1 protein-coding gene is annotated in these 1,473 nt (G+C 50.0%); it reads left to right on the top strand.

Going from position 1 to position 1,473, the window contains the following annotated elements; all coding sequences use genetic code 11:
- Positions 1–114 precede the first annotated feature (114 nt).
- Positions 115–1,473 (top strand): IS66 family transposase (gene tnpC / locus DFP98_RS38525; RefSeq protein WP_116065958.1); only part of this gene is annotated, 1,359 nt, incomplete at its 3' end.

The following is a 1,473-nucleotide window of genomic DNA, read 5'->3' as shown; positions in this document are numbered from 1 at the left end:
GTTACTACTTACGTCTCCCTGAAATCCTAGGGAGATGTTTTCTGCTTTAAAGGGTTTTCGGTATGTGATGTAGAAGTATTCTCCAATCAGATTTTTCGGAAGGAGTGCGTGCAAATGAAGCTAACATCGAAACAGGTTCTACACGTTAGTAAAGGAGATACCGAGATTGCCGGCTTTATTTCCGCGCTCCTCACCCAAAATGAAAAGTTAACCGAGATCGTGGAAACGCAAGCCCGGCAGATCCAAAAACTCGAACATCGCGTACAAGATTTAGAACGCCAGCTCGGTCAAAATAGCAATAATAGTAGTAAACCCCCTTCGAGTGACGGACTGCGCAAAAAGAATAACTTACGCGAGCCCGGGGGCAAGCGTGGTGCGCCTAAAGGACATGAAGGGCATACCCTTCGTTTCCATCCGGTGCCGGATGAAGTGGTCATCCATCCCCTGACCACCTGCAAAAACTGCAATTATGCCTTAGCGGAAGTACCTGTGCAGAATTGGATCAAAAGGCAGGTACTTGACTTGCCTCTTGCTCCACTCGTCACGACCGAGCATCGCGCCGAAGAGAAGCGCTGTCCCTGCTGTCGCACGCTACAAAGCGCTGCGTTTCCCCGTACAGTGAAAGCCCCTGTGCAATACGGAGAAAGCTTTGCAGCCTGGACGACGTATCTGAGTGTGTATCAGTTACTTCCCTTGAAACGCATTACCCAATTCTTTTTCGATTTGACGGGGTATCGACCGAGCGAGCGTACGTTGCTTGAACAACTGAATACGATGGCCTCTCGTATAGCGGAACATGAATCGGTGATCCAAACCCAGTTGCGCCAAGCCCCTGTCATTTGCTGCGATGAAACGCCCATGCGTTTGAACGGGAAACAACAATATCTCCATACCCACTCCACCAGCGAATGGACGTTACTGCATATGAACGAGAAGCGATGTGGGCCGGCATTCGTCGAAATGGATGTGCTGCCCGCCTACAAGGGAATCGTCGTGCATGACTGCTTTGTTTCGTATTTCAAATCAGACGTGACGTTCTCCCATGCGCTCTGCAATGCGCATCTCCTGCGGGACTGTCAAGGTGTCGTAGATCACAGTCGACATTCATGGGCAGCCGAGATGAAAGAGCTGCTTCGCCGAAGCTGGAAGCTCGCTAAAGCGGCAAGAGTCTCCGATAGGCGATTGTCAGATGAAGTCCTCGCCGAGCTTGAGCGGCAATACGATCACATTCTGGCCCTTGGAGAAACGCAGTGGTCTAAAGACAAAGTACCCGAAAAAACGGGGCCTCGAGGACGGAAATGCAAAAGTGTGGCAGCTAACCTTGGAGATCGACTGAAACGCCACAAAGCGTCGATCCTCCACTTTCTTTATGATGACCGAATACCATTTGATAACAATTTGGCCGAAAGAGACATTCGTATGTCCAAGGTGAAACAAAAGATTTCAGGTTGCTTTCGGACAGCGATTGGCGGA

This window comes from Cohnella phaseoli, from assembly GCF_003386235.1.
Lineage (GTDB): Bacteria > Bacillota > Bacilli > Paenibacillales > Paenibacillaceae > Cohnella > Cohnella phaseoli.
This window is presented reverse-complemented; position numbering and strand designations above follow the sequence as displayed.